This window comes from Streptomyces netropsis (assembly GCF_014203545.1).
GTDB lineage: Bacteria > Actinomycetota > Actinomycetes > Streptomycetales > Streptomycetaceae > Streptomyces > Streptomyces netropsis.
Genome location: NZ_JACHJG010000013.1, coordinates 80801 through 105118, shown reverse-complemented (window position 1 = coordinate 105118; position 24318 = coordinate 80801). Strand labels below are relative to the sequence as shown.

Genomic DNA, 24318 nt, shown 5'->3' with positions numbered 1-24318 from the left:
ACGGGGTGGGTCCCACCAGGGCAGACGTCCTCCTTTCGTAAGAACCGGGGGCCGTGAGAACCGGGGCCCGGGGCGATCGCCCGCCGGTCAGGCCTGCGGCAGGCCCGGCCCCGCGCAGCGGACGTCCCCGGCCGGTACGGAGCCGTCGACGAGGTAGGCGGCGACCGTGTCGTCCACGCAGGCGTTGCCCCGGCTGGCGAAGACGCCGTGCGAGTAGTCGTCCGCCAGGGTCACCAGACGGGAGCCGGGCAGTTCGCGCCGCAGCCGCCGGGCGCCCTCGATCGGGGTGACCGGGTCGTGCGCGGAGGCGACCAGCAGGACGGGTGGCGTCGCCGGGCCGCCGAGCGGGGTGCGGCTCTGCGGGCGGTGGTGCCAGTACGCGCAGGCCGACGCCTCGATGCCGGTGACGACGGGGAGCGGGTCGAGCCGGCGCAGTGCGCGGAGGTCCGCGGTGACCCGGGCGGGCGTGGGTCCGGGGCCGTCCGCGCACTTCACGATGCGGTTCGCGGCCTCGTAGTTGCGGGACTCCGGGCTACCGAAGGGCGCCTTGGGGCGCAGCCCGTCGACCCCGCCGTCCCGCAGACGGGCGCGCAGCCCGTCGCCGAGCGGTGCCCAGCGCTCGGTGCGGCCGAGGGCCCGGTACACCGCGCGGTCGAACTCGGCCGGGCCGAAGCCGTCGGCCGGGTGGGCGGCCAGGGACGCCCGCACCCGCTCGTAGGCCGCGCGGACCTCGCGCGCGCTCCTGCCGAGTGCGAACCGGTCGTCATGGGCGGCCAGCCATTCCAGCAGGGTGTCGCGCTGCCGGAGCATCGCGCGGGCCTGGCGCAGGTCGAAGTCGTACCAGCTCTCGGGCCCGACGACGCTGTCGAGCACCATCGGTCCGGTCCGGTGGGGGAAGCGCGCCGCGTAGGCCGCGCCGAGGTAGCTGCCGTAGGAGACGCCGAGGAAGCCGATGCGCGCTTCGCCGAGCGCCGCCCGTATCGCGTCCATGTCCCGGGCCGTGGCCCCGGTCGACAGATGGGGCAGGGCCGGGCCCGCGCCGGCCGCGCAGTCGTCGGCGAGGCGGCGCAGCGCGTTCAGGTGGTCCCGCATCCCCGCCCGGCCGCGCGGGAGGGGATCGGCGGCGGGGGTGCGGAACAGGCCGCCCATGGCACCGCAGTCGGCGGGTGCGCTGCCGCCGACGCCGCGCGGGTCGAAGCCGATGACGTCGTAGGCGCGGCGGACCCGTTCGGGCAGCTTGGCGCGCTTGGTCACGGCGTAGGGGAGGCCCGAGCCGCCCGGCCCGCCGGGATTGACGAGCAGGACGCCCCGGCGTTCGGCGGGGGTGCCGGTGGCGCGGACCCGGGAGACGGCGATGCGCAGACGGGGGCCGTCGGGGTGGTGGTGGTCCAGCGGCACGCTCAGGGAGCCGCACTCGACGCGGGCGGGGGCGGGCGGGGCCGGTACCGACGCCGGGCAGGCGCCGAAGCGGATGCCGGAGTGCGGGGAGCGGGTGGCGGCGGGTGCGTCGGCGGCCCGTGCCGGGGCGGTGGGGGAGAGGACGGCGCTCGTCACGGCGAGGGCGCAGAGGAGACCGGGCAGGCGGGTGGGGCGGTTCACGTGGCTCGCAATCGAGGTGGGTGGGGCGCGGGTGGCTGATGGAACGACAGATGACAATGAAAACGATTATCGATAACGTGTGGGCTCAGTCAAGACGGGACCCGGGCCCCGAGGGCTCTCCTCGGCATGCCCCACCCCCGGACAGCGCCACCCCAAGGGAGAGTTGTGGGACATCTGCTGATGGTCGAGAGCTGGGTCGGATCGATGAGCAGACTCCTGCCACGGGCGATCCGCGAAGGCGGCCACGAGTTCACCTTCCTCACCCGCGACCTCCACCACTACCTGCGGACCGCCCCCGAGGGCACGGCCCACCCGCTGCTCGCCGCCCGCAACGTCGTCACCGCCGACACCAACGATCCGGACGCGCTGCTCCCGCACATCGAGCGGCTGCACTCCGCGCTGCGCTTCGACGGCGTCGTCACCTCCTGCGACTACTACCTCCCCACCGCCGCCGGGATCGCCGCCCACCTCGGCCTGCCCGGCCCCGCCGAGCGGGCCGTCGCCGCCGCCTGCCGCAAGGACGCCACCCGCCGCGCCCTCGCCGACGCCGGCCTGCCCGGCCCGCGCTTCGCGCTCTGCCCGGACTGGGCGGCCGCCGCCGGGGCGGCCCGCGACCTCGGCTACCCCCTCGTGTTCAAGCCCGTGGACCTGTGCGCCGGGATGTACGTACGCATGGTCGCCGACGAGACGGAGCTGGCCGGGGCCTACCGCGCCCTCGCCGACTTCCCCGTCAACGCCCGCGGCCAGCGACGCGACCCCGTCGTCCTGCTCGAGGAGCTGCTCGATGGCCCCGAAGTCAGCGTCGAGACCGTCTCGTTCGCCGGCACCGCGCACGTCGTCGGCGTCACCGACAAGAGCGTCGGCGGTGCGCCCGCGTTCATCGAGACGGGCCACATGTTCCCCGCCGACCTCCCCGAGGAGGCCGCCCGCGCCGCCGCGGACACCGCGCTGCGCGCCCTCGACGCCCTCGGGCTCGACGGCCTCGTCGCCCACACCGAGATCAAGCTCACCGAGGACGGCCCCCGCGTCGTCGAGGTCAATCCCCGCCCGGCCGGCAACCGCATCACCGAACTCGTCCGCCACGTCACCGGCATCGACCTCACCGCCGCCTGCGTGGACGTCGCCCTCGGTCTCAGGCCCGACCTGACCGTCCGCGCCACCGGGCTGCGCAGCGCCGCCATCGGCTTCCTCGTCCCCGAGGCCCCCGGCACGCTGGCGGGCATCGACGGAGCCGACGGCCTCGACGACGAACCCGGCGTGCTGGAAACCCACCTCGCCCACCCCGGCGCCACCGTGAAGGCGAGCGGCAGCAACAACGACTACCTCGGCCACGTCATGGCCGCCGACCCCGACGGGCCCGGCGCGCGCGGTCACGTCGAGCGGCTCCTGGCCGGCCTCGGCCCCCGGATGGTGCAGCCGTGACCGTGCCCGACATCCCGCTCGCCACCTCCCTTCCCGACCTCGAACAGCGCGTACGGGCGGGCGAGTTCGGCCCGCCCCCGCACGACGCTCGGATCAGCGTCGCCTTCACCACCAGCCAGGCGGTCCGCCACGACGGGCGCAGCGGCGGCTACCGCAACGAGGTGCTCAGCCTGCGCCTCGGCGAAGCCGTCGGCTCGTGCGCGGTCGAGCCGGGCGCGCTGCCCGCCGCCGCCATCGAGGAATGCGTCGGCGCGAGCGTCGCCACCCTCCTCGCCCACCCCGTCCAGGCCGTCCGGGTGGCCGCCCTGGACGCCTATCTGATGCACGTCGCCCCGCACACCCCCGCCAACGGCGCGAGCCCCTGGCCGCTGCCCGCCGGCAGCTCGCTGCGCAAGTCGCGGGCCCGGGCCCGCGGTGTCGTCGACCTGCTGGGCGACGCCCCCGGCCGCGTCCTCGTGGTCGGCGTCGTCAACTCCCTGCTGGAGGCCCTGCGGGCGCGGGGCGTCGACTACGTGCCCTGCGACCTCAAGGGCGGCACCACCGAGTGGGGCGAGCGCGTCCGTACCGACGCGCTCGCCGAACTCCCGGGCTGCGACGCCGTGCTCGCCTCCGGGATGACCCTCGGCAACGGCACCTTCGAGGCGCTGCGCGAGCACGCCGCCCGGCACGGCACGCCGCTCGTGATGTTCGCGCAGACGGGCAGCGCCGTCCTGCCGCGACTGCTCGGCGCGGGCGTCGGCGCGGTGTGCGCCGAGCCCTACCCCTTCTTCTGGCTCGACGGCGGACCCGGCGTGATCCACCGCTACGGAGGCACCCGATGACCCCCGCGCTGCTGGCCGCACCACCGGCCAACCGTGACCTCCTCGCCCTCCTCGGCCGCACCCCGCTCGCCCGCGTCACCGCCGAACTCCCCTTCCCCCACCCCGGGTTCTGGGCCAAGCTCGAAGGGCTCGGCGCCGGGGGCATGAAGGCCCGCGCCGCCGTGTCCATGCTCATGGGCGCCCGGGAGCGCGGTGAGCTCCTCCCCGGCGCACCCGTCGTCGAGTCCACCTCCGGGACGCTCGGCATCGGCCTCGCCTTCGCCGGACAGGCCCTCGGCCACCCCGTCGTCCTCATCGGCGACACCGAGCTGGAACCCTCGATGCGGCAGCTGCTGCGCGCCTACGGCGCCCGCCTCGAACTCGTCGACCGGCCGGCCCCCGAGGGCGGCTGGCAGGCCGCCCGGCTCGCCCGGCTGCGCCAGGTACTCGCGGCGCACCCCGGCGCGTACTGGCCCGACCAGTACAACAACCCCGACAACGTCGCCGGCTACGCCTCGCTCGCCGCCGAGCTGGCCGGGGCGCTCGACCACCTCGACATACTCGTCTGCAGCGTCGGCACGGGCGGACACAGCGCCGGTGTCGCCGCACCACTGCGCCGCCACTGGCCGGCGCTGCGGCTCATCGGCGTCGACGCCACCGGCTCGACCATCTTCGGCCAGCCCGCCCGGACCCGCCTCATGCGCGGCCTCGGCAGCAGCATCCACCCGCGCAACGTCGCCTACGACGCCTTCGACGAGGTCCACTGGGTCGGCCCCGCCGAGGCGGCCGGCGCCTGCCGGCGCCTGGCCCGCGCCAACTTCGTCAGCGGCGGCTGGAGCACCGGCGCCGTCGCACTCGTCGCGGCCTGGGCGGCCCGCGTCCACCCCGGCGCCGTCGTCGCCACGGTCTTCCCCGACGGCCCGCACCGCTACCTCGGCACGCTCTACGACGACGACTTCACCACCGCCCACGGCCTCGACCTCGCCGCCGCCGTCACCCGCCCCGTGCAGATCCCGCACCCCCGCGCGGCGGAGGCCACGGGCTGGGCGCGGTGCGCGACGGTGACCGACCCGGCACCCGGCACCCCCTGCGGAGGCACCCCGTGAAGAGCACCCTGCACACCACGCGCCTGACGCTCGCCGAGCCGCTGCGCATCTCCCGGTCCGTCATGGACGCCCGGGACGCCGTGTGGCTGTCCGTCGAGCACGGCGGGGCGCGCGGCCACGGCGAGGCCGTGGCCAGCGTGTACTACGGGCTGGACACCGACACCCTCGGGCGGCTGCTGCGCGAGGCGGCGGTGGAACTCGGGCGGTTCGCCGAGCCGGAGAGCGCGCTGGAGGCGTCCCGGGACGGCGGACTGCTGCCCCACGACACCCCGCCCGCGGTACGCGCCGCCGTCGACTCGGCCCTGCTCGACCTCGTCGGCAAGCGCGCGGGCACCCCCGTCCACCGACTGCTCGGCGCCCAGGCCCCGCCCGCCGCCGCGACCGCCCGCACCATCGGGATCACCTCGCCGGTACGGGCCGCCCTGCGGGCCCGCTGCCTGGCGGACAGCGGCTTCACCGTCATCAAGGTCAAGGGCGGCTCGCCGGACCCCGCCGACGACCTCGCGCGGGTGCGGGCCGTACGCGAGGGAGCCCCCCACGCGCGGCTCCTCCTCGACCCCAACGGCGCCTGGACCACCGCCGAAGCGGAGCGACTGCTGCCGCGCTTCGCCGAACTCGGCGTCGAGGCCGTGGAGCAACCCACCGCCCCCGGCGACCCCGAGGCGCTCGCCCGCCTCGCGCGGACCTCACCGCTGCCCCTCATCGCCGACGAGGACGCCGTCGGCCTCGACGACGCGCGCCGCCTCGCCGGACGGGTGCACGGCGTCAACGTCAAGCTCGCCAAGTGCGGCGGCCCCCACGCCGCGCTGCGCATCGCCGAGGCGCTGGAGGGCAGCGGCACCGACCTCATGCTCGGCTGTCTGACGGCGAGTTCGCTCGGCATCGCCCCCGCCGTCCACCTCGCCGACCGGGCCCGCTGGGTCGACCTCGACGGCCACCTGCTGCTCGCCCACGACCCCTGGCAGGGCATCGGCGGCACCGACGGGACCGTACGGGCGGCCGACCGCGCCGGGCTCGGCGTGCGCCGGGCCGAGCCCGGCCCCGCCCCCGAGTCCGAAGCCACGACCACCACGGGCACGCCCGCCCCCGGCATACCCGGCCCCTCCAAGGAGACACCGCACCGTGCGCACGTGGCATGAGATACGCGGCTTCCCGCTCGCGATCCGCCTTCTGCTGGTCAACCAGCTCGGCGTCAACACCGGCTTCTATCTGCTCATCCCCTATCTCGCCACCCACCTCGGCCAGGACCTCGGCATGTCCGCGGCCGTCGTCGGCATCGTCCTCGGTGTCCGCAACCTCAGCCAGCAGGGCCTGTTCATCGTCGGCGGCTCGGCCGCCGACCGGCTCGGGGCGCGCGGCGTCATCATCACCGGATGCGCGCTGCGCACCGTCGGCTTCGCCCTCTTCGCGCTCGGCGACGGACTGCCGGTGCTGCTCGCCGCATCCGTCCTCAGCGGACTCGCGGGGGCCCTGTTCAACCCGGCCGTGCGGGCCTATCTCGCGCAGGAGGCGGGGGAGCGCAAGGCGGAGGCGTTCGCCCTGTTCAACGTCTTCGCGACGACCGGGGCCCTCGTCGGCCCCCTGCTCGGCAGCGCCCTGCTGCTCGTCGACTTCCGTGCCTCGGCGCTCACGGCCGCCGGCATCTTCGCCCTGCTGACCGTCGCCCAGGCACTCGTCCTGCCCGCCCGCGAGGTGACGCCCACCGGCGGCAGTGTGCTCGCCGACTGGCGTGAAGTCCTCTCCAACCGTGCCTTCCTGGCGTTCTCGCTCGCCATGGTCGGCATGTTCACCATGGAGAACCAGCTCTACCTCCTGCTGCCCGACGGCGCCCGCCGGGCCACCGGCTGGGACGGCGCGGCCGGGATCGTCTTCCTCGTCGGCACCCTCACCAACCTGGGCCTGCAACTGCGCGTCACCCGCGCGCTCAAGGACCGGGGCAGCCGGGCGGCATGGATCGGCGCGGGGCTCGCCCTCATGGGACTCGCGTTCCTGCCGCCCATGGCCGTGGCGGGAGCCGCGGAGCCAGGCGGCGCGGCCCGGGCGGCCCTCGGACTGCTGCCGGTGCTGGGCGGGGCACTGCTGCTGTACCTCGGGGTGATGGTGGCGCAGCCGTTCGTGATGGAACTGATCCCCGCGTTCGGCCGCCCCGAGCTGACCGGCACCTACTTCGGGATCTTCTACGTCGTCTCCGGCATCGCCGCGGCCGTGGGCAACACCGTCGTCGGCTGGGCGATGGACGCGGGCGGGCGCGGCGGGGCCGCGTGGCTGCCGTGGGCCTGCTGCCTCGCCCTCGGACTCGCGTCGGCGGGCGGTGTCGCCTGGCTGCACCGGCTGCGCGCCCTGCCGCCGCGGCCCGTGGGAGCCACACGATGACCGACGCGAACCTCCTCACCGACCACCCCGCGCTGTACGAGGCCAGATTCCCCGACCCCGGCCACCTGGCCGCGCGCTGGGCCGCGCACTGCCTGCGCTCCCACACCGCCGGGCCCCGCGTCCTGGACCTCGGCTGCGGTACGGGCCGTGACGCGGCATGGTTGCACCGGGCCGGGTACGACGTCACCGGCGCGGACCTGTCCGACGCGATGCTCGCCCACGCCCGCGCCCACCACCCGGGCCCGGAGTACGTCCGCGCCGACCTGCGCGGCTTCGACCTCGGCGCGAAGGCGTTCGACGCCGTGGTCTGCCTGGACAGCGCCCTGCTGTACTGCCACACCAACGACGACCTCGACGGGCTGCTGGCCTCGTGCCGGCGGGCGCTGGCGCCGGGCGGGCTGCTCGTCGCGGAGATGCGCAACGGGGCGTTCTTCCTGGGCGGTACGGAGCTGCTGGACGCGCCGGCGACCGGTTCGTTCACGTGGCAGGGCACGACGTACCGCCACGTCACGAGGCTGCGCGTCGACCGGGCCGCGCAGCTGTTGTGCCGGCGCCGCGTCTGGACGACCGACGACGGGGCGCCACCGGTGGAGCAACGCTCCGCCTGGCGGCTGCTGTTCCCCCAGGAACTGCGGTACGCGCTGGCCGCGCACGGCTTCACGGTGCTGGAGCTGCACGACGGCCCCGGGCCGCGGACGGAGCCGGCGTGGCGGTCCGGCGGCCCGGCCCCGACGGGCGGTGCGGACGGCGACCGCCTGCACGTGGTGGCCCGCCGGACCTGACCGGGGGCTCCGCCCCCGGACCCCCGGTCCTCAATCGCCGGACGGGCTCATGTGTCGCCCGGACCGGCGGTGAAATCCAGCCCGTCCGGCGATTGAGGACACCCACAGTCACCCACCACCAGGAGCACCCATGCACGATTACCCAGGCCTCCACCGCCGCGGCTTCCTCGCCGCGACCGGCGGCGCAGCCGCAGCGCTCACCCTCGCCGGGTGCGGCGGCGGACCCGCCCTCAAGTCCGGCAAGGACCAGGGCGGCAAGCCCAGGCGCGGCGGCCGCCTCCGGGCCGCCTTCGCCGGTGGTGGCGCCGCCGAGACGCTCGACCCGCACCTCAGCAACCTCTTCGTCGACGCCGCCCGCGCCAAGGCGCTGTTCGACAAGCTCGCCGACTACGGCTCCGACATGTCCGCCCGGCCGCGCCTCGCCACCCGCTGGGAGCCGAACTCCGGGCTCGACCGCTGGACGGTCACCCTGCGCGAGGCGGTCTTCCACGACGGCAAGCCCGTCACCGCCGAGGACGTGCTCTACAGCTACCGCCGCATCGCCGACCCCAAGAAGGCGTACCGGGCCAAGGCGTCCCTGGAACCCGTCGACCTCGCCGAGAGCCGCGCGGTCGACGCCCGTACCGTCGAGTTCCGGCTGAAGCGGCCGACGGCCGAATTCCCCAATGTGCTGGCCGCGTTCGGCGCGTACATCGTCCCCAAGGGCACCGAGCGCTTCGACAAGCCGGTCGGCTCGGGCCCGTTCCGCTTCGTGTCCTTCGCACCCGGCCGCTCCGCGGTCTTCCGCCGCAACGACGCCTACTGGGAGGGCGCCCCCCACCTGGACGAAATCGAGTTCGTCGTCGCGGGTGAGGAATCCGCGCGGGTGAACGCCCTGCTCGGCGGCCAGGTCGAGTACGCGCACGAACTGAATCCGACCACCGCCCGTGCCCACGAAGGGAAGGGGCAGGTCGAGATCGTACGGTTGCGCAACAGCGCCATGCAGGGCTTCGCGATGAAGACCGACCGGGCACCGTTCGACGACCCGCAGGTGCGGGAGGCGTTCTTCCTCATCGCCGACCGGGCGGAACTCGTCAAGGGGGCGCTGTCCGGGGCCGGGGAGGTCGGCAACGACCTCTTCGGCAAGGGCTACACCCACTACGCGGCCGGGCTGCCGCAGCGCACCCAGGACCTCGACCGCGCCCGTCATCTGCTCAAGCGGGCGGGGGCGGAGGACCTGCGGGTCACCCTCGACACCTCGCCGGTCGCCGCCGGCTTCGTCGAGGCCGCCGGGATCTTCCGCGACCAGGCCGAGAAGGCGGGCGTCACGATCGAGGTGAAGACCGGCAACAAGGACAGCTACTGGAAGGACATCCTCGACTCCGGCACCCTGTCCAGCTACCGCTCCGGCGCCATGCCCATCGAGTCGCACATCTCCCAGCGGCTGCTCACCGACTCCACCACCAACGCCACGCACTGGCGGCACAAGGACTTCGACGCCCTCTACCAGCGCCTCCAGTCGACGAAGAACACCTCCGAGCGCAACGCCCTCTACGAGCGGATGCAGCGCAGGCTGCACGCCGAGGGCGGGTTCCTCGTGTGGGGGTTCGCCGACTGGATCGTCGGCACCGCCCGCAGGGTGCGGGGCGTCGCCGGCGACGCCCCGGCCAACACGCTGGACTGGGCCCGCTTCGACACCGTGTGGCTGGCGTGACCGCTGCCCCGCCCGGGCCCGCGGGGGCGTCCCCGTGGCGCTCCTGGGCCGCCCGGCGGCTGCTGCTCGGCCTCGCACAGACCGCGGCCGTGGTGCTGCTCGTCTTCGTGCTCACCGAGGCACTGCCGGGCGACGCGGCCGTGGCGCTGGCGGGCGACGACCCCGACCCGGCCCGGATCGCCGCGATCCGTGAGGCGCTGCACCTGGACCGGCCCGCCCACGAACGCCTCGCGGACTGGACCACCGGCCTGCTCCACGGGGACCTCGGGGTCTCGCTCGCCTCCGGACGCCCCGTCACCTCCGCCCTCGCCGACGGCTTCGGGCCCACGCTGCTGCTGGCCGCGCTCACCGTGACGCTGCTGGTACCCCTCGGCGTCGGCCTCGGTGTGCTGGGTGCCCGGCGCGAGGGCGGGCCCGTGGACCGGGCCGTCAGCTCGCTGACGCTCGCGGTGTACGCGGTGCCCGAATTCGCCTTCGGGGTACTGCTGGTGACCGTCTTCGCGCTGCGCCTGGGCTGGCTGCCGCCGACCGCCGTCGGCTACGGCACCGACCTGCTCGCCCACCCGGCGGTGCTGGTCCTGCCCGTCCTGGTGCTGCTGGCCCGCCCGGTGTGCTCCCTCAGCCGGCTCGTACGGGCCGGCATGATCGACGCGCTGGCCGCGCCGTACACCGCCCAGGCCCGCCGGTACGGCGTCTCCGGCGCCCGCGTCCGCTACGCCCACGCCCTGCCCAACGCCGTCGCCCCCGCCGCCCAGCAACTCGCCCGGACCGTCGACTGGCTGCTCAGCGGTGTGATCGTCGTCGAGGCGCTGTTCGTCGTCCCCGGCCTCGGCACGGTCCTCATGGACGCGGTCGCGGCCCGCGACGTCCCCGTGGTGCAGGGCCTCGCGGTGGTCTTCGGCCTCGTCGCCGTCGTGCTCAACCTGGCGGCCGACCTGGTCGCGCGCCGCTTCGCCCCCCGGTCGGGGGTGGCGGCGTGAGGCACCACCGCTTTCTGTCCGGCGCGGTCATCGTGGGGATCCCGCTGCTCCTCGCCCTGCTGGGCCCCTGGTTCGCGGGCGAGGCGGGCGCGCGCGGCACGTCCTTCACCCTCGGCGACGGGCACCGGCTCGGCACGGACTTCGTGGGCCGGGACGTGTGGCGCCAGGTGCTGCTCGGCGGCCGGTCCGTCGTTCTCGTGTCGCTCACGGCGACGGCACTGGCGTACGCGGTGGCCCTGCCGGTGGGTCTCACGGCCGCGCTCACCCACCGGCCGTGGCTGGAGGAGGCCCTGATGCGCCCCCTGGATGTGCTGCTGGCCGTCCCCTCACTGCTTCTCGTGCTCCTGGTCGCGACGGCCCTGCAACCGGGGACCACCGGGCTCGCGTTGCTCGTGGCACTCGTCACCGTGCCCGACGCGGCACGGATCGTCCGGGCGCAGGCCGCCGAGGCCGCGTCCCGCCCCGCCGTCGAGGCCCTGCGCATGCAGGGCGAGACCTGGTGGCGGATGGCCGCCGGGTACGTCGGGCGCTCGATGGCGCGCACGCTCGCCGCCGACGCGGGCGTCCGGCTGACGGGCGCGCTGTACCTGGTCGCGACGGCCGCGTTCCTGGGGGTGGGCGTCGAAGCGGACACCGCCGACTGGGCGGTGATGGTCGACCGCAACCGCACCGGACTGTTCGTGGCGCCGTGGGCGGTGGTGGTCCCCGCAACGCTGATCGTGGCCCTGTCCGTCGGAACGAATCTGCTGTTCGACGCGGGGCTGGCCAAAAGGAGAGGACGGTCATGAGCAAGGCGGCGAACGGACCCGGTCCCGGGGCGGAGATCCGAGGACTCCGGGTCGAGATCGACGGCCGCGCCGTCGTCGACGGCGTGGACCTGACGGCCCGGCCCGGCCGGGTCACGGCGCTCGTCGGGGCGTCCGGCAGCGGAAAGACGACGACGGGCCTCGCGCTGCTCGGCGAGTACCCGGCGGGTGCGCGGGTCACGGGTGACGTACGGGTCGCCGAGGGGCTCGTGGGGTACGTACCCCAGCACCCGGCGTCCGTCCTGAACCCGGCCCGCCGCGTCGGCGCCCTCCTGCGCGACATCGCCCGTGACCGCGTCCGCTCCCTGCCCCGCCGGGCACGCGGCGCGGCGGCGCGCGAGCGCGTGCTGGCGGCCCTCGCGTCGGCACAACTCCCCGACGGCCGGTCGGTCCTGGCGCGCTACCCGCACCAGCTCTCGGGCGGCCAGCAACAGCGCGTGGTGCTGGCCCAGGCCCTCCTGCTGGGCGCCCGCGTGGTGGTCGCGGACGAACCGACCACGGGCCAGGACGCCCTCACCAAGCGCCGGATCGTCGCCGAGCTGGCCGCGGTCGCCGGGCAGGGCATCGCGGTCGTGCTGCTCAGCCACGACCTGGCCGTGGTGCGCGAGCTGGCCGACGAGGTGCTGGTGATGAGGGAGGGGCGGGTGATCGAGTCGGGGGCGGTGGAGGACGTGTGGGCCGCGCCCCGGCATCCATGGACGCGTGAGCTCTTGTACGGGGAGGAGAAGGCGGCGTCGGCGCCTCGGGACGCCGCCGGTACGCCGCCGCCTGTGTCGTCGGGGCCTCCGCTGCTCGCCGCGTCAGGCGTCACCGCGCGCCACCGCGGCACCGGTGATCTGCTCCGCGGCGCCTCCCTGACGCTCCGCGCGGGCGAGTGCCTGGCCGTCGTGGGCCGCTCCGGCAGCGGCAAGACCACCCTGGCCCGGTGCCTCGCCGGGCTCCACTCCACGTACGACGGGGTCGTGAGCCTCGACGGCTCCCCCCTGCCCCGCAGCCTGCGGCGCCGCAGCCGGGCCCAACTGGCGGCGGTGCAGTACGTCTTCCAGGACGCGCGGGCCGCCTTCGACGAGTACCGGCCCGTGCTGGACCAGGTGGCCCGTACGGCCGTACGGCTGCGCGGCATCGGGCCGCGCGCGGCCGAGGAGGAGGCCCGCGCGCTCCTCGCCAGGGTGGGGCTGAGCGAGGAACACGCCCGGCGGCCGCCCGGCCGGCTCTCCGGGGGCGAACTCCAGCGCGCCGCACTCGCACGGGCACTGCTCGCCCGGCCCCGGGTGCTGATCTGCGACGAGATCACCTCCGGCCTCGACACGGTCACCCGCCGCGGCATCCTCCGGCTGCTGACCGACCTGACCCGCGAGGCGGACGGCCCGGCGCTCGTCCTCGTCACCCACGACCTGGACACGGCGGCCCTCGCGACCCGCATCGCGGTCCTGGACGGCGGCGAGATCGTCGAACAGGGCGACGCGACGCGGGTGCTGGCGGCTCCTCGCCACGGGTTCACTCGCGCGTTGACGGAAGCGGACTCGTCGGCCCGCACGGGCTCGGGCGCGGCGCGCCCGTAGCGGCGCCCAAGGCGCCCGGTGCCCGACCGGCTCTCCGCGCCGACCGTGGCCATCGCGGCCTACCCGCGCGGCGCTCCGGCTGACACCCCAGGCAGTGGGGCACGCCCGGCCGCACGGTATTCGGCCAGGTCCGATGGCTTTGTGCCATTCGCTGACAACCCGCTTACAACATCATTGGGGCCCCGGTACACAAGAAGGCTGGGGTGGCGCCTTGCCACCCACACTGGAATGTCGGTCAGGTGTGCAGGGGGGGCGTAGGCAGTTGCTGACCATCAACGTGGCTGTGCTGCTCGCGGTCATCGTCTTCTTCCGGCTGCGCCGGCGTACGGAGGCCCGTAGCCGCTTCGACGAGAAGATGACCGTCGTCATCGTCCTGGCGCTGGGCGTCCTGCTCGCTCCCACCCCGGTCGGTCAGGGAATCCTGGAGATCCTGGGTCAGCTCGCCAGCGGCGTCACGCAGGCCAGCCGATGAGCCCCCGCGCCCGTAAAGGGCGGGCGGCGACGACCAGGCGCCCGCCGGCGCGGCGGCGTACCCGGAGGCCGGGCAAGCGGCGGCAACACGCGGGCGACCGGCTGATCGGTCTCCTCGTGGCCGCGGCCTTGGCCGTTGGCCTGGTGGTGGCGGTCGTCGGCTGGCTGCTGGCCCACTGGTGGATCCTGATCGTCGTCGGCGCGCTCGCGGTGATGACCGGCGGCGGCCGGCTCTACCAGAAGCAGCAGAGGGCCCGGTGGGAGGCGGTACGCGCGCAGGGCCTGCGGTACGGCCTGCCTCAGCTGGACGCCCTGCACCATTCCAGGTTCGAGGACGCGGTGCGGGACCTGATGCGCCGTGACGGTTGCCCGGACGCGGTCCGGGTCGGGGGCGGCGGGGACCTGGGCGCTGATGTGAAGGCCACCGACCCCTACGGGCGGCGCTGGGTGATCCAGTGCAAACACCGCCGCAACGGTCTCGCCGGCTCCGCGGTCGGCACGCCGGATCTCCAGGTCCTCAACGGCACCGCCCGTCAGGTCCACGGCGCCGACGTCGCGGTGATGGTGACGAACGGCCGGGTGACCGCGCCCGCCGTGGCCTTCGCCAAGCAGCAACGCCTCCATGTGGTCGACCGCCACACCCTCGCCGTGTGGGCATCCGGCTCGCACTCCTTATGGGAACTGCTCCGAGCCCTCCCGCCGCCTCGCAAACCGACCGCCCTCTCCTGAGCAGCCCGCGACTGCGGGCTGCCTCTGCACGGTCCGGGTCCTGCCCGACATCACCGTCCCCGGCCGTCGGCGACACCAGGCCTCACATGGAGTCCGCAGCCTTGGCGGGGGACACTCCAACGGGTACGTGCCGGCATTGACCATCGTCGGATCCTCTCCCACTGCCTGCCCCGGCGTCATGGCCCGGTCGCTATCCGTAGAGCGCCCGCAAGGGGCCCCCGGGCCCGACCGGGCGCGATCAGCGAAGTCCGCTCGGCAGAGGCAGCACTCGGCGAGTACGGGGAAGCCGCTTCCCTCGCAGGTCGGCAGGAGGGATTCGGCGAGGCCACAGCGAGTGCGGCGACGGTGCGGGCGTCAGCCTTCTGCGGCTGGACGTACGGGGCGAGCTCCGTTCAGTACGGAGTCGAGCAGGCCGGGGAACAGGACGTCCAGGTCGTCGCGGCGAAGCCGCACCAGCCTGGACCGGCCCTTGACGGTGGTCCAGGTGACGCCCGCCTCGCGCAGCACCCGGTAGTGGTGGGACAGCGTTGTCTGGTGAACGTCCAGGTCGCTGCCGATGGCGTTGCAGCTCTCCTCGCCGGTCCCGGCGAGTCGTTGGACGATCTCCAGCCGCACCGGATCAGCGAGCGCACGTAGCACCTCCACCATGAATCGCTCCCGACCCTGATTCTGCTGGCCTGGGGCGTCGGCGTCTTGGCCGGGAACATCGCCGCCGGGCGCCTGGTCGACCGCCACGACTCCGCGCGCGTCCTCACCGGCGCCCTCGCACTCGGGGCTCTCGCTCTGCTGCTGACCCCGCCGGCGACCCGAGCCCTCGCCGCCGCCCTGGTCTGGGCCGTGGTCTGGGGTGTGACCGTCGGCGTCATCGTCGTCCCCCAGCAGCACCGGCTCATCTCCCTCAGCCCCGCCGGCGCAGGAGGGGTTCGGGCTTGCCCCGGCCGAACTGGGGCTGGTGGCCGCCGGCGTAACTGCCCTCACCCTCCTATGGCACCTGGGAACCACGCGTCGCTCCGCCACGGCCGCGCCCATGACAGCGTCGCCGACCTTGGCCAACCCCGCGAGTGCTGACACCGGTGCGGCAGGGGCCCGTCACATCGGGAGGGAGAGCAGGCGCACTGGCCCCGAAGGCCAGTGCGCCTTGTCGCGCAGGGGCGTCACCATGGTCCGCAGCGGCATGGTCACCAAGCGGGTTTCCGGTTGTTCGACGAGCACGTCCTTGTCGAGCGGGTGCCATCCGAGGCGCTGGTACAGCGGCACGAGGGGAGGCCGGCAGAACAGGAGTGCGTGCTGAGGACCCATCGTGCGAGCGTGGTCGAGTGCTGCTGTGACGACGAGCCGAGCCAGCCCCTGGCCTTGCATGTCGGGTGCGACGGCCACCCCGCCGACGCCCACCACCTCGGTCCGGGTGTCGCCGATCGCAACAGGCAGCCGTAGGAGGCCGGCGTGTGCCACCAGCCGGTCGCCGTGTCTGATGCCGAAGTGTTCTTCTTTGGGCAGCCAGGTCAGACCCGCCGCGGCAACACCGAAGGGATCGTCGCCGTCGCCGAGGATCTCGTCCTGCTCCGTCTTCGTGTACCGAGGGAGCCGCACTACAGCCGGTGCTGCAAAGGATTGGTTGTGAGACATCCCCACATGATGATCTCTCCTCCGAGGACCGGCCAAGCGATTGCTCAGCCGATCATCGAGAAAGAGCCCGGTGCGAGGTCAGCCCGCGGCGATGGCCTGGCGCGCGCCGGCGGCCCGGGCCGTGCTGCCCGCCCCGCGCCCGGCCGCCGTCGTTCCCGCGCCGGAGACGGAGGCCGCCTGCGGCGGGCTCGTGTCCGCCGCCCCCGACGGCGTACAGGCGTATCGGCGCACCATCCGCGCCGGCGCCGGGCGGACCACCCGAAGGGCCCGAACGGTTCGAAGGGGCCGAAGTCTCGCAAATTCCTTAGTTCCGTTCGTGTTTCGCTGGCTGTTGCTGTTCCGAGGGGGGATCGTGACCAGCGCCGGTGAGGCGTCGACGCCCCTTCTCTGCGCCGTCGAGAAAGGGGAGCGGATGTCCACGCGCGCGTTGACCACCGGAGCGTCCGACGACGAGGTGCCCGACCTCCTGGACAAAGCATGGGGACTGTTATGACGACCGACACCGTCGCCGGGCCCCATCGTGGTACGGACGGCGGACAGCCGCCGTTCTGCGTCCTGCTGGGCCCCGACCATGCCGGAAAGTCCACGGTGCTGGCCGAATTGGGCCGGGAGGCTCCGGCATGGCGGACGCTGTCCGTCGACGGAACGCTGCTGGCCCCCGAGCACGCCTTGCTCAACCGGCTGCGACGGGAGCTCGTCCGGGAGGTCGCGCCCAACGGGCAGGCATGGTCGGCGGATTTTCTCACCACCATGGTGCAGACGGCCGTCGTCCATCTCCGCGACGAGCTGCTGCGCTCCGATCCCCGGGTGCCCGCCGTCGTCGACTCGTACTACTACAAGTACCTCGCCAAATGCCGGCTGGCCGGGGCGGCGGACCACAACCCCATGTTCGCCTGGTGGCGTTCTTTTCCCCGGCCACGTCATGTGATCTACCTGGATGTGACGCCCGAGACGGCCTGGCAGCGCTGCCGTGAGGGCGCCGACCTCAACCCGCTGGAGTACTACGGCCCGCAGCCCCGCCGGGACGAGTTCCACCGGTACCAGACGGACCTCGCCAAGGCCATGTGGGACGAAATCCGGGACCTGCCGGTGACCGTCGTCGAGGAACAGAACGACCCCGTGCACACCGCCGAATCCATACGGAGAGTGCTTGTCGATGAGCTTGGCTGAATCCTGGGCGGACCCGGGCCGGGTGCGCCGCTATCGAGAGCGGGTCCTCACCGAACGCGCCCGGCTGCGCTCCGCCTTCGCCGACCCCGAAGGCCACCAGCGCGCTGTCCTGGCCGACCTCCTGGAATTCAATTCCGGCACCGAATACGGGAAACGGCACGGCTTCGGCGCCATCCGCACCCTGGACGACTACCGCAAAGCCGTCCCGGTGCAGACGTACGCGGACCTGGAGCCCTGGATCGAGCGCGCCGCGGCAGGCGAGACCGGTGTCCTCACGGCCGATCAGCCCGCCGTGTTCTTCACCAGCAGCGGCAGCACCGGTGCCCACAAGAAGATCCCGGTCACGCCGCGCTTCATGCGCACCACGTTCTTCCCCTTCTATTACGCGGCGTGGGCGCCGCTCATCGAGCATTTCCCGGACGTCCTCCAGCACCCCGGCGCCGTTCTCAACCTCAAGCACGACCCGCTGGCGGCCCCGCCCACCACCGCCTCCGGCCGCCCTCACGTGGGCGCGAGCCAGGTGGACTTCGGCGAGAGGTTCGGTGAGCCGCTTTCCGCCGAACCCGGTACCGGCGCCCCCTGGGCGACCTTGCCGGTCCCCGTCGAAGCGGGCGAGCACCTGGAGAAGATGTATCTGCGGCTCCGCCTCGCCGTGGAGAACGACGTCCGCTGCGTGATCGGCATCAACCCGGCCATGGTCGCCGCCCTGCCGTACCAGCTGAACCTGTGGTGGCCGCGGATCGTCAAGGAGATCCGCGACGGCACCCTGGGCGGGCATCCCCACGGCGCGCCCGACCCGGAGCGCGCGGCAGCGCTCGACCGGCTCGCCGAGCGCCACGGCACCGTCCGCCCGTCGCACATCTGGCCCCGGATGCGCGCCATCTTCTGCTGGACCACCGGCCTGGCCAGGCTTTATCTGCCCAGGCTCCGCGAACAGTTCGGCCCCGGCGTGACCGTGCTGCCCGCGCCCGTGGCCGCCTCCGAGGGACCCGTCGGCGTGGCCCTGGACCGGCACCCCTCCGCCGGCAGCCTGGTCGTCACCGCCTCGGTGTACGAGTTCGCCGACGCCGACGAGGACCTCGCCCCGGACACGGCGACCCTCGGGCCGCACGAGCTGGAACCGGGCCGCGACTACCACGTCGTCTTCAGCCACGTCGGCGGGCTCTACCGCTACGCCGTCGGCGACGTGGTCCGTGTCGTGGACCACGACGGGGGAGTGCCCCGCCTGGAGTACACCGGCCGCGGCAACCGCTCCGACCACGCGGGAGAGCGGCTGCGCGACGCCCAGGTCGTCCGGGCCGTCGAGACCGCCCTGCGCGCGGGCGGCCTCGAACTGCACAACGTCGCCTGCCGCGTCGACCGGTCGCGCTACGAGTTCGCGGTCGCCCCGCGCACCCCCTGGAACGACGAGGAACGCGAACGCTTCACCGCACGCCTCGACGACGCCCTGCGCGGCGAGTCCGCCGGATACCGGCAGGCGCGGGACGGGAACCGGCTCGGGGCGCCGTCCCTGCTGTGCCTCGACGCGGACGCCTTCCTGCGCGACTGGCAGCGGACCGTCGCCGTCGGCACCCGGCCCACCCAGGTCAAGGACCGGCTGTTCCGGCAGGACCCGGAGCAGTGGGCCCGGCTGACCGAAGGCACGCCCACGTCCAACGAACCTTTGGGGAGAAACGAACCGTGACCGCACTGCACGACCCCGTCGAGCGCACCGCGCTCCTCACCGCCGCCCTCCGCGCCGTGGAGACCCGACGGGAGGACCGGCTCTACGAGGACCCCTACGCCGCGACCCTGTGCGGCGACACCGGCATGGCCCTGCTCGGCGAGGTGCGCGCCGCGGCCGTGACGCCCGGTGAGGACGGCACGCTGCCGAGCACCCCCGACTACAACGCCATCCGCACCCGGTTCCTCGACGACCTCCTCCAGCGGGCCGCGGCCGCCCCGGGGACGACCCAGATCGTGCTCGCCCCCGCCGGCCTGGACTCGCGCGCCCACCGCCTCGACTGGCCCGGCCACGTCCGGTGGTTCGAGCTCGACCGCCCGGCGGTGCTCGGCCACAAGAGGCGGCTGCTGGGGGCCGAGACGCCGCGCGTCGACCGGCGCGAGGTCGCCGTCGACCTCACCTCGCCCGACTGGGAGCGGGATCTGCGGGAGGCCGGGTACGACCCGGCCGTCCCCTCGGTCTGGCTGGTCGAGGGGCTGCTCTACTACCTGCCCGGGAACGAGGTCGACCGGGTGCTGGGGCGTATCGCCGCGATCTCGGCGCCGGGCAGCACCATCGCCGCCGACCTCGTCAACGAAGCCGCCCTCACCCAGCCCCATATGAAGGGTCTCCTCGACGTCTTCGCCGGCTGGGGCTGCCCCTGGATCTCCGGCACGGACGATCCCGAGGCGCTCTTCGCACGCCACGGCTACGAGGTGCGGGCGGTGCAGCCGGGCGAGGAGGGAGCCGACTTCGGGCGCTGGCCCGACCGGGTGGTCCCGCGGTCGGAGCCCGGGGTCAGCCGGGTGTTCTTCGTCCACGGCCGGAAGCGCTGACATGCGCGTCTCTCCCATGACCCGGGCGCCGGAGGCGGGGGCGCCCGCCGGTCGGCCCCGGGTCCTCCTGGCGCCCGTCACCATCACCCCGTCCAAGCCGCTGACCCCCAGCCACCTCAAGGGGCTGCTGTGGACGGACGTGATGTTCCGGGCCACCCGGCGACTCGCCGACGTCACCTACCGTTGCAGCCACACCACCTATCACCTCTGCGAACAGACCCTGGCCTTCTGGGAGTTCCTCGACCGGACCCAGGGCGACCGCGGCTACGGCGACGCCACCGAGGAGGACATCGGCCGGCTCTACGTCGCCTTCCGCGCCGAGGAGGGCCGGGCACCGGCCGAGGACCTGCGGTACTACGCGGCCGCCGTCGAGGACGGATGGGTGCACCCCGCGGGCGAACGCGTCCTGCGGCTGTGGACCGGGCAGTACGCGGAGCTCGGCCTGCACGACCCGGGACTGCTGCGCCACCAGCCACCCGGGTACGACCTCGACACGGCCCTCGAACGGCTCGACGCCCTGGGGATGTGCCTGGACCAGCGGACGCTCGGCGGTCCCGTCCACCTCGACCTCACCCGCTTCGGTCTGCCGCTGCGGCAACTGGTGACCACCGACGGACGTCCCAACTACCTGGCCTGCGCCCTGCGTGAGCTCATGCCGCTGGCGCCGGAATTCGACGAGGTGGTGCTGCTCTACGACACCGAACTCGACTCCGACTACCAGCAACTGGCGCGCGTCCTGACCGCCCTGGGGCCGAGCGTCCGCCGCGTGCCCATCGGGCGGGTACCCATCGACGGCCGGATCCGCTCGGCCCGCCACGGCGGCTGGCACGACACCCACGCCCGGGCCCTCCTGGACCGTGCGCGCGCCGACCACGGCGAGGCCGCCGTCCGGCTGGGCATGCGGCTGTACTTCATCGCCGTGCTCGGCCCGGGACAGCAGCAGTCCTTCCGCGCCGACCTGCTCCGGCAGTGCCTGCGCCGGGCCGAGCGGATGATCGCCTCCGCGGGCCCGGCCGTGGACGGGACCGGCACCGAGCCGCTGGCGCGCCACCGCGGTGATCACCTCCACGTCAATCCCTACCGGCTGACGTCGAGCCTGCTGGGCACCCGGCGCCCGGCACCCGGCCTCGACCTGCTCTCGGGGGTGTTCCTGTGAACCCGGTCCAGCACCACCTGCGCGAGGCCGCGGCGGCCCGGCTCACCGCCGTACGCCCCGATCTCGCGGGCCGGCACGACCTGGCCACCCTCGACGGGCTGCTGGCCGCGCGTGCCGACGTCGCGGCGGCCGACGGCGAGGAGACGGTCCTGGTCGCCGCGGTCGTCCACCGCTTCGACCTGGACCGGTGGATCCGCTCGACCTGCGGCTTCGCCCTGGGGCTCGACCCCGTGCGGGCCGATGCCTGGCGGCGGTCGTTCACCCGCACCGTCTTCCTGGCGGGCAACCCGCTTCACCTGCGGGACCGGTTCTCCTTCGCCTCGGTCGCCGACGACGCGTCCGCGGCCTGGACACCACCGGGCCCCGCGGCCGCGACGACGGGCCTCCGCAGGCTCCTCAGGCTGTTCACCGGCTCCGCCCCTCTCTCCGGACATTCCGGGATCACCGTGGAGATCCCCACCGCACACCGCCCGGCACCGCATCCGGCACACCGTCCGCCCGTACGTCGGGTGCTGTATCTGGCCGCGGCCGACTGCACTGTCGCCGACGCGCTGGTGCACCTCAACCACACGCTGGCCGAGGGCGTGCTCGACGGACTGATAGCCCCCGGCGACCGGCTCACCGTGCGCCTCCTGCCCAGGCTGGCGGGGGTGCTCGGGGAACTCGAGCGGGTACGCGTCGTCACCGACCCCCGTTCCCCGGACCGCCTGATGGCCGCCGCGGGGCTGAGCAAGGCCAGGTGATCCTCGCCGCGCCTACACCTCGATGTGCGAGCCCATGATGACCGTGCGGTCGCGAGGCAAGCGACCCGCGCCGGGCGCGCCCGACCCGGCCCGCCCACCGCCAGGCGCCCCGTAACCACTAAAATCGGCGCGAAACGCAACGCGCAGCGCCGACCCGCGGAGATGACCCCGATGAACGACCCGGCCCTCCCCGCCGAGCCGGCGGCGGGCGTGAGCCGACCGCACGGTGCTCACGATCCGTACGTACGCGTCCGGGGTGCCCGGGTGCACAACCTGCGGGGCGTCGACGTGGACATCCCCCGGGACGCCCTCGTCGTCTTCACCGGGGTCTCCGGCTCGGGCAAGAGTTCGCTCGCTTTCGGGACCGTCTACGCCGAGGCCCAGCGGCGCTACTTCGAGTCCGTCGCCCCTTACGCGCGGCGGCTGATCCACCAGGTCGGCGCGCCGAAGGTGGAGGAGATCACCGGGCTGCCGCCCGCCGTGGCACTGGAGCAGCGGCGGTCCGCGCCGACGTCACGGTCGTCCGTCGGGACGGTGACGACGCTGTCCAACTCGCTGCGGATGCTGTTCTCCCGGGCCGGTACGTACCCCGCAGGGGCCGCGCGGCTCGACTCCGACGCCTTCTCGCCCAACACGGCCGCCGGGGCGTGCCCCGAGTGTCACGGGCTCGGGCGGGTGCACCGGGTGACACAGGAGTCGCTGGTGCCCGATCCGTCGCTGTCGATCCGGGACGGGGCGATCGCCGCCTGGCCGGGGGCCTGGCAGGGCAAGAACCTGCGCGACATCCTGGCCGCGCTCGGCCACGACGTCGACCGGCCGTGGCGCGAGCTGCCGCCCGCCGACCGCGAGTGGATCCTGTTCACCGACGAGCAGCCGGTCGTCACCGTGCACCCGGTGCGGGACGCGGAGCGCATCCAACGCCCGTACAAGGGCACGTACATGAGCGCGCAGCGCTACGTGCTGCACACCTTCGCGGACTCCAAGAGCGCCGCGCTGCGGGCGCGCGCCGAACGGCACCTGGTGAGCGGGCCGTGCCCGGAGTGCGGCGGGCGAAGGCTGCGGCCCGAGGCGCTCGCCGTCACCTTCGCCGGGCGGGACATCGCCGCACTCGCCGCGCTGCCCCTGTCCGGCCTCGCGGAGGTGCTGCGACCCGCCGCCACGGACGACGGCGACCGCGACGGCGTCGCCGCCACGCTCGCCAAGGACCTCGTCGCCCGCATCGAAGTGCTGACCGAACTCGGCCTCGGCTACCTCGGCATGGACCGGCCCACCCCCACCCTCTCCGCCGGTGAGCTCCAGCGGCTCCGGCTCGCCACCCAGCTGCGCTCGGGGCTGTTCGGCGTCGTGTACGTCCTGGACGAGCCGTCGGCGGGGCTGCACCCCGCCGACAGCGCCGCCCTGCTGACCGTCCTGGACCGGCTCAAGGCCGCGGGCAATTCGCTGTTCGTCGTCGAGCACCACATGGACGTCGTGCGCCGCGCGGACTGGATCGTCGACGTCGGGCCGCACGCCGGGGAACACGGCGGGCGGGTGCTGCACAGCGGCCCGGTCGCGGGGCTCGCGGACGTGGCGGAATCGGCGACCCGGCGGTTCGTCTTCCCGGACGCGGCGGCGCCGGCCCCTCGCGCGCCCCGCACCCCCTCCGGCGCGCTGCGGCTGCGCGGCGTCACCCGGCACAACCTCCGCGACCTCGACGCAGAGTTCCCGCTCGGGGTCTTCACCGCCGTCACCGGCGTCTCCGGATCGGGCAAGTCGACGCTGGTCAGCCAGGTGCTCGCGGAGGTCGTCGGCGCCCACGTCGGCGCGGGCCCCGACGAGGAGGACGGTGAGCCCGGCGAGCGCGGGCCCGCCGCCGCGGCCGCCGAAGGGCTCGCGGCGATCGACCGGCTGGTCCGGGTCGACCAGCGGCCGATCGGCCGCACGCCGCGCTCCAACCTCGCCACCTACACCGGCCTGTTCGACGCCGTGCGCAAGGTCTTCGCGGCGACGGACGACGCCCGCGCCCGCGGGTACACCGTCGGCCGCTTCTCCTTCAACGTCGCCGCCGGGCGCTGCGAGGTCTGCCAGGGCGAGGGCTTCGTCGCCGTCGAACTCCTCTTCCTGCCCGGTACGTACGCGCCCTGCACCGCCTGCCGGGGCGCGCGGTACAACCCCGAGACGCTGGAGATCACCTACCGGGGCGCGACCATCGCCGACGTCCTCGACATGACCGTCGACGCGGCCGTCGGCTTCCTCGCCGACGTGCCGGCCGCGCTGCGCGGCCTGCGGACGCTCCAGGACGTCGGCCTCGGCTATCTGCGCCTGGGGCAGCCCGCCACCGAGCTGTCCGGCGGGGAGGCGCAGCGCATCAAGCTCGCCACCGAACTCCAGCGCACCCACCGCGGGCACACCCTGTACCTCCTGGACGAGCCCACCACCGGACTGCACCCCGCCGACACCGAACTGCTGCTGCGTCAGCTGCACGGACTGGTCGACGCGGGCAACACGGTGGTGGTCGTCGAGCACGACATGGCCGTGGCCGCCGGCGCCGACCACGTCGTCGACCTCGGGCCCGGCGGCGGGGCCGACGGCGGGCGGATCGTCGCCGCCGGTCCCCCACGGGACGTGGCGGCGGCCGCCGCGAGCGTGACCGCGCCCTACCTCGCCGAGGCGCTGCGGACGGGCGGCTGAGCGGCCCCGAACCCGGCGGCACGCACTCTGGAGCACCGCACCCCCGGCCCGCTAAGCTCATGGTCAAGCGTTCGACCGCACGCGAGGCGTCG

General features: G+C 74.3%; 21 protein-coding genes. 18 read left to right on the top strand and 3 right to left on the bottom strand.

Annotated features, from left to right (window positions below):
* Window positions 1-87: 87 nt before the first annotated feature.
* Window positions 88-1599 carry an alpha/beta hydrolase gene (locus tag FHS38_RS26995; RefSeq protein WP_184737812.1) on the bottom strand — a complete coding sequence of 504 codons (1512 nt, stop codon included), beginning with the start codon at window positions 1597-1599 and terminating at the stop codon, window positions 88-90.
* A 165-nt stretch (window positions 1600-1764) separates the two neighbouring features.
* Between FHS38_RS26995 and FHS38_RS26990 the strand changes: the two genes are divergently transcribed.
* The 12 genes from FHS38_RS26990 to FHS38_RS26935 all read left to right on the top strand — a co-directional run bounded on the left by FHS38_RS26990 (window position 1765) and on the right by FHS38_RS26935 (window position 14323).
* Entirely contained in the window at window positions 1765-3021 is a 1257-nt protein-coding gene (locus FHS38_RS26990) for an ATP-grasp domain-containing protein (protein WP_184737810.1), read from the top strand.
* Entirely contained in the window at window positions 3018-3842 is an 825-nt protein-coding gene (locus FHS38_RS26985; RefSeq protein ID WP_184737808.1) for a Rossmann-like domain-containing protein, read from the top strand. The genes FHS38_RS26990 and FHS38_RS26985 overlap by 4 nt, the downstream gene beginning before the upstream one ends.
* On the top strand, window positions 3839-4927 hold the full coding sequence (locus FHS38_RS26980; RefSeq protein WP_184737806.1) for a PLP-dependent cysteine synthase family protein: 1089 nt from the start codon (window positions 3839-3841) through the stop codon (window positions 4925-4927). The genes FHS38_RS26985 and FHS38_RS26980 overlap by 4 nt, the downstream gene beginning before the upstream one ends.
* Entirely contained in the window at window positions 4924-6066 is a 1143-nt protein-coding gene (locus FHS38_RS26975; RefSeq protein ID WP_184737804.1) for a dipeptide epimerase, read from the top strand. Before FHS38_RS26980 ends, FHS38_RS26975 begins: the two co-directional genes overlap by 4 nt.
* Window positions 6050-7300 (top strand): MFS transporter, encoded by a 1251-nt coding sequence (locus tag FHS38_RS26970; RefSeq protein ID WP_184737802.1) that lies wholly within the window; start codon window positions 6050-6052, stop codon window positions 7298-7300. Before FHS38_RS26975 ends, FHS38_RS26970 begins: the two co-directional genes overlap by 17 nt.
* Complete coding sequence (locus FHS38_RS26965; RefSeq protein ID WP_184737800.1) at window positions 7297-8082, top strand: class I SAM-dependent methyltransferase; 786 nt, start codon at window positions 7297-7299, stop codon at window positions 8080-8082. The genes FHS38_RS26970 and FHS38_RS26965 overlap by 4 nt, the downstream gene beginning before the upstream one ends.
* A gap of 130 nt (window positions 8083-8212) precedes the next feature.
* Window positions 8213-9775 carry an ABC transporter substrate-binding protein gene (locus tag FHS38_RS26960; protein ID WP_184737798.1) on the top strand — a complete coding sequence of 521 codons (1563 nt, stop codon included), beginning with the start codon at window positions 8213-8215 and terminating at the stop codon, window positions 9773-9775.
* A complete protein-coding gene (locus tag FHS38_RS26955) occupies window positions 9772-10755 on the top strand; it encodes an ABC transporter permease (RefSeq protein ID WP_184737796.1) in 984 nt (327 codons plus the stop codon). Before FHS38_RS26960 ends, FHS38_RS26955 begins: the two co-directional genes overlap by 4 nt.
* The gene (locus FHS38_RS26950; protein WP_184737794.1) at window positions 10752-11543 is read left to right on the top strand and encodes an ABC transporter permease; all 792 of its coding nucleotides are present in this window, start codon (window positions 10752-10754) and stop codon (window positions 11541-11543) included. The genes FHS38_RS26955 and FHS38_RS26950 overlap by 4 nt, the downstream gene beginning before the upstream one ends.
* Entirely contained in the window at window positions 11540-13123 is a 1584-nt protein-coding gene (locus FHS38_RS26945; protein ID WP_184737792.1) for an ABC transporter ATP-binding protein, read from the top strand. The genes FHS38_RS26950 and FHS38_RS26945 overlap by 4 nt, the downstream gene beginning before the upstream one ends.
* Before the next feature lie 262 nt (window positions 13124-13385).
* The gene (locus tag FHS38_RS26940; RefSeq protein ID WP_184737790.1) at window positions 13386-13595 is read left to right on the top strand and encodes a hypothetical protein; all 210 of its coding nucleotides are present in this window, start codon (window positions 13386-13388) and stop codon (window positions 13593-13595) included.
* The gene (locus FHS38_RS26935; RefSeq protein WP_184737788.1) at window positions 13592-14323 is read left to right on the top strand and encodes a restriction endonuclease; all 732 of its coding nucleotides are present in this window, start codon (window positions 13592-13594) and stop codon (window positions 14321-14323) included. The genes FHS38_RS26940 and FHS38_RS26935 overlap by 4 nt, the downstream gene beginning before the upstream one ends.
* Window positions 14324-14677: 354 nt before the next feature.
* On the opposite strand, the gene FHS38_RS26930 is transcribed toward FHS38_RS26935, so the two are convergent.
* Complete coding sequence (locus FHS38_RS26930) at window positions 14678-14971, bottom strand: ArsR/SmtB family transcription factor (RefSeq protein WP_184737786.1); 294 nt, start codon at window positions 14969-14971, stop codon at window positions 14678-14680.
* Window positions 14972-15412: 441 nt separating this feature from the next.
* Window positions 15413-15949, bottom strand: a complete 537-nt coding sequence (locus FHS38_RS26925; protein ID WP_184737784.1) for a GNAT family N-acetyltransferase — start codon at window positions 15947-15949, stop codon at window positions 15413-15415.
* Window positions 15950-16438: 489 nt separating this feature from the next.
* Here FHS38_RS26925 and FHS38_RS26920 point away from each other — a divergent pair, with 489 nt between their 5' ends.
* The 6 genes from FHS38_RS26920 (at window position 16439) to FHS38_RS26895 (ending at window position 24226) form a co-directional block, all read left to right on the top strand.
* Entirely contained in the window at window positions 16439-17119 is a 681-nt protein-coding gene (locus FHS38_RS26920; RefSeq protein ID WP_184737782.1) for an ATP-binding protein, read from the top strand.
* Window positions 17106-18803, top strand: coding sequence for a GH3 auxin-responsive promoter family protein (locus tag FHS38_RS26915; protein WP_184737780.1), 1698 nt, complete (start codon window positions 17106-17108; stop codon window positions 18801-18803). The genes FHS38_RS26920 and FHS38_RS26915 overlap by 14 nt, the downstream gene beginning before the upstream one ends.
* Complete coding sequence (locus FHS38_RS26910; RefSeq protein ID WP_184737778.1) at window positions 18800-19657, top strand: class I SAM-dependent methyltransferase; 858 nt, start codon at window positions 18800-18802, stop codon at window positions 19655-19657. The genes FHS38_RS26915 and FHS38_RS26910 overlap by 4 nt, the downstream gene beginning before the upstream one ends.
* A 1-nt stretch (window position 19658) precedes the next feature.
* Complete coding sequence (locus tag FHS38_RS26905) at window positions 19659-20813, top strand: hypothetical protein (RefSeq protein ID WP_229822775.1); 1155 nt, start codon at window positions 19659-19661, stop codon at window positions 20811-20813.
* Complete coding sequence (locus FHS38_RS26900; RefSeq protein ID WP_184737776.1) at window positions 20810-21556, top strand: DUF6182 family protein; 747 nt, start codon at window positions 20810-20812, stop codon at window positions 21554-21556. Before FHS38_RS26905 ends, FHS38_RS26900 begins: the two co-directional genes overlap by 4 nt.
* A gap of 171 nt (window positions 21557-21727) precedes the next feature.
* A complete protein-coding gene (locus tag FHS38_RS26895; RefSeq protein WP_184737774.1) occupies window positions 21728-24226 on the top strand; it encodes an excinuclease ABC subunit UvrA in 2499 nt (832 codons plus the stop codon).
* Window positions 24227-24318 lie beyond the last annotated feature (92 nt).

What these genes read in the sequence shown, in the direction of transcription:
- FHS38_RS26980 (WP_184737806.1), top strand. Translation starts at nt 3,839, where the DNA reads ATGACCCCCGCGCTGCTGGCCGCACCACCGGCCAACCGTGACCTCCTC.
- FHS38_RS26965 (WP_184737800.1), top strand. Translation starts at nt 7,297, where the DNA reads ATGACCGACGCGAACCTCCTCACCGACCACCCCGCGCTGTACGAGGCC.
- FHS38_RS26960 (WP_184737798.1), top strand. Translation starts at nt 8,213, where the DNA reads ATGCACGATTACCCAGGCCTCCACCGCCGCGGCTTCCTCGCCGCGACC.
- FHS38_RS26945 (WP_184737792.1), top strand. Translation starts at nt 11,540, where the DNA reads ATGAGCAAGGCGGCGAACGGACCCGGTCCCGGGGCGGAGATCCGAGGA.
- FHS38_RS26935 (WP_184737788.1), top strand. Translation starts at nt 13,592, where the DNA reads ATGAGCCCCCGCGCCCGTAAAGGGCGGGCGGCGACGACCAGGCGCCCG.
- FHS38_RS26930 (WP_184737786.1), bottom strand. Translation starts at nt 14,971, where the DNA reads ATGGTGGAGGTGCTACGTGCGCTCGCTGATCCGGTGCGGCTGGAGATC.
- FHS38_RS26925 (WP_184737784.1), bottom strand. Translation starts at nt 15,949, where the DNA reads ATGTCTCACAACCAATCCTTTGCAGCACCGGCTGTAGTGCGGCTCCCT.
- FHS38_RS26920 (WP_184737782.1), top strand. Translation starts at nt 16,439, where the DNA reads ATGACGACCGACACCGTCGCCGGGCCCCATCGTGGTACGGACGGCGGA.
- FHS38_RS26915 (WP_184737780.1), top strand. Translation starts at nt 17,106, where the DNA reads ATGAGCTTGGCTGAATCCTGGGCGGACCCGGGCCGGGTGCGCCGCTAT.
- FHS38_RS26905 (WP_229822775.1), top strand. Translation starts at nt 19,659, where the DNA reads ATGCGCGTCTCTCCCATGACCCGGGCGCCGGAGGCGGGGGCGCCCGCC.
- FHS38_RS26895 (WP_184737774.1), top strand. Translation starts at nt 21,728, where the DNA reads ATGAACGACCCGGCCCTCCCCGCCGAGCCGGCGGCGGGCGTGAGCCGA.